This window comes from Streptomyces sp. NPDC059456 (assembly GCF_042750055.1).
Lineage (GTDB): Bacteria > Actinomycetota > Actinomycetes > Streptomycetales > Streptomycetaceae > Streptomyces.
The window spans coordinates 1-2,916 of the sequence record NZ_JBHYVA010000890.1 but is presented as its reverse complement, the minus strand read 5'-3'; the positions used below and the strand labels follow the sequence as shown (position 1 = coordinate 2,916).

Here is a 2,916-nt window from a genome sequence, read left to right as displayed (position 1 = left end):
GCCCCAGACTCCGTCCGGGGGGACCCCGAGACTTGGAGACTGGACGTGCCCCGTCAGGTGTTCCTCTACGACCCGCCGGACCGCTTCGTGGCCGGCACGGTCGGCCTTCCGGGACGCCGTACGTTCTTCCTGCAGGCCTCGTCCGGCCCCCGCGTCACCAGCGTCTCCCTGGAGAAGACCCAGGTCGCGGCGCTGGCCGAGCGGATGGACGAGCTGCTGGACGAGGTCGTACGGCGCACCGGGGGCAACGCCCCCGTCCCGGCGATGGCGCCCGCGGAGGCCGCCGACACCGCGCCGCTCGACGTCCCCGTCGACGAGGAGTTCCGCGTCGGCACCATGGCCCTGGCCTGGGACGGCGAGGAACAGCGGATGATCGTCGAGGCGCAGGCCCTGGTGGAGCTCGACGCCGACTCGGAGGAGGACCTCGCCGAGGCGGAGGAGCGGCTCCTCCAGGACGAGGAGAACGGCCCGCCGATGCTGCGGGTCCGTCTCACCGGCGCCCAGGCCCGGGCCTTCGCCAAGCGTGCCCTGGACGTCGTCAACGCGGGCCGGCCGCCCTGCCCGCTGTGCAGCCTCCCGCTGGACCCGGAGGGGCACGTGTGCCCGCGCCAGAACGGCTACCGGCGCCAGGCGTGAGCGTCACGGGGGAACACGAGGAGCTGCTCGCCAGGGGTGAGCTGACGGTCGTCGGCCGGATCCGCGAGGCGTCCAACGCCGTGCTGCTGTGCACGGTGACGTACGGGGGCGTGAGCGCCGACTGCGTGTACAAGCCGGTCAAGGGCGAGCGCCCGCTGTGGGACTTCCCGGACGGGAACCTGGCCCGGCGCGAGGTCGCCGCCTACCTGGTCTCCGAGGCCACCGGATGGGGCCTGGTCCCGCCGACCGTGCTGCGCGAGGGCCCGTACGGCGAGGGCATGGTCCAGCTGTGGATCGCATCCGGGGCCGACGGGGACGAGGGCCCGGCCGCCGCCGGGACCGGGGCCGGGGGCGCGGCACACGACCGTTCGGCGGACGACGGGTCCGCGGACGGGTCCGGCGACGCGAGCGGCCTGCTGGCCCTCGTCGAGGGCGAGGAGGCGGGGGAGGGCTGGAAGCCGGTCGCCCTCGCCGACGTCGGCGAGGGCCGCACCGCACTGCTCGTGCACGCGGACGACCCCCGGCTGCGCCGGCTCGCCGTCCTCGACGCCGTGATCAACAACGGCGACCGCAAGGGCGGCCACCTGCTGCCCGCGCCCGACGGACGGCTCTACGGCATCGACCACGGGGTGACCTTCCACCGCGAGGACAAGCTGCGGACCCTGCTGTGGGGCTGGGCGGGCGAACCGCTGACCGAGGAGGCCCGCGACGTGCTGGCCTCCCTGGCCGCCCGGCTGGCGCAGGGCGAACCGCTCGCCACCCGGCTGGCCGAACTGATCACCCCGGCCGAGCTGGCCGCCGTACGGGCCCGGGTGGCCGATCTGTTGCGCACCGGAGTGCATCCTCAGCCGTCCGGGCAGTGGCCGGCGATCCCCTGGCCGCCGGTCTGAGCAGGCCCGGCCGCCCGGCGGCCGGGCACGCACAGAATCAGCCAGACCGCAAGAATGCCGATCAAGCCAACAGTGCAGGTCCGGTTCGTTTTCGGAACACGCGTCCGGTTAGGCTCGACACATGCATGCCTGGCCCGCTTCTGAGGTCCCCGCCCTGCCTGGCAAGGGCCGCGACCTCCAGATCCACGACACCGCGACCCAGGGGACGATCACCCTCGCCCCCGGTCCCGTCGCCCGTATCTACGTCTGCGGCATCACTCCGTACGACGCGACCCACATCGGTCACGCGGCGACCTACAACGCGTTCGACCTCGTACAGCGCGTGTGGCTCGACACCAAGCGGCAGGTCCACTACGTCCAGAACGTGACGGACGTCGACGACCCCCTGCTGGAGCGGGCTCAGCGCGACGGCCACGACTGGACCGAGCTCGCCGAGCGCGAGACGGCCCTCTTCCGCGAGGACATGACCGCCCTGCGGATGCTGCCCCCGCAGCACTACATCGGCGCCGTCGAAGCCATACCGGGCATCGTGCCGCTGGTGGAGCGGCTGCGCGACGCCGGCGCCGCGTACGAGCTCGACGGCGACGTCTACTTCTCGGTGGAGTCCGACGCGAACTTCGGCAAGGTCTCGAACCTCGACGCCGAGGCGATGCGGCTGCTGTCCGCGGAGCGTGGCGGCGACCCGGAACGCCCGGGGAAGAAGAACCCGCTCGACCCGATGCTGTGGATGGCCGCCCGCCCGGGCGAGCCGAGCTGGGACGGCGGCTCGCTGGGCCGCGGCCGGCCCGGCTGGCACATCGAGTGCGTCGCCATCGCCCTGGACCACCTGGGCATGGGCTTCGACATCCAGGGCGGCGGCTCCGACCTGGCGTTCCCGCACCACGAGATGGGCGCCTCGCACGCACAGGTCCTGACGGGCGAGTTCCCGATGGCCAAGGCGTACGTGCACGCGGGCATGGTCGCGCTGCACGGCGAGAAGATGTCGAAGTCGAAGGGCAACCTGGTCTTCGTCTCCGCGCTGCGGCGCGCCGGCGTGGACCCGGCGGCGATCCGGCTGGCCCTGCTGTCCCACCACTACCGGGCGGACTGGGAGTGGACGGACGAGGTCCTGGAGCAGGCGGTGGCCCGCCTGGAGCGCTGGCGCGCGGCCGTGTCCCGTCCCGACGGCCTGCCGGCGGACGCCCTCGTCGAGGAGGTCCGCGAAGCCCTGGCGAACGACCTGGACGCCCCGGCCGCACTGGCGGCCGTGGACCGCTGGGTGGACGCGCAGAACGCCTCCGACGGGGACGACGAGTCGGCGCCGGGCCTGGTGTCCCGCACGGTCGACGCCCTCCTGGGCGTCGCCCTGTAGCAGCGTCGCCGGTGCCCCCTGCCCCGCCCGGGGCAGGGG

3 protein-coding genes are annotated in these 2,916 nt (G+C 73.8%); all 3 read left to right on the top strand.

Annotation, left to right across the window (positions count from 1 at the left end; translation table 11 throughout):
* Positions 1-45 precede the first annotated feature (45 nt).
* The 3 genes from ACFXA3_RS40130 to mshC all read left to right on the top strand — a co-directional run bounded on the left by ACFXA3_RS40130 (position 46) and on the right by mshC (position 2,877).
* A complete protein-coding gene (locus ACFXA3_RS40130; protein WP_048476940.1) occupies positions 46-636 on the top strand; it encodes a DUF3090 domain-containing protein in 591 nt (196 codons plus the stop codon).
* Positions 600-1,526, top strand: a complete 927-nt coding sequence (locus tag ACFXA3_RS40125; protein WP_385195981.1) for an SCO1664 family protein — start codon at positions 600-602, stop codon at positions 1,524-1,526. The genes ACFXA3_RS40130 and ACFXA3_RS40125 overlap by 37 nt, the downstream gene beginning before the upstream one ends.
* Positions 1,527-1,647: 121 nt before the next feature.
* Positions 1,648-2,877, top strand: a complete 1,230-nt coding sequence (gene mshC / locus ACFXA3_RS40120) for a cysteine--1-D-myo-inosityl 2-amino-2-deoxy-alpha-D-glucopyranoside ligase (RefSeq protein ID WP_054226059.1) — start codon at positions 1,648-1,650, stop codon at positions 2,875-2,877.
* Positions 2,878-2,916: the final 39 nt, after the last annotated feature.

Excerpts from the sequence above, each read along its gene's own strand:
- mshC (WP_054226059.1), top strand. The coding sequence starts at position 1,648 with ATGCATGCCTGGCCCGCTTCTGAGGTCCCCGCCCTGCCTGGCAAGGGC.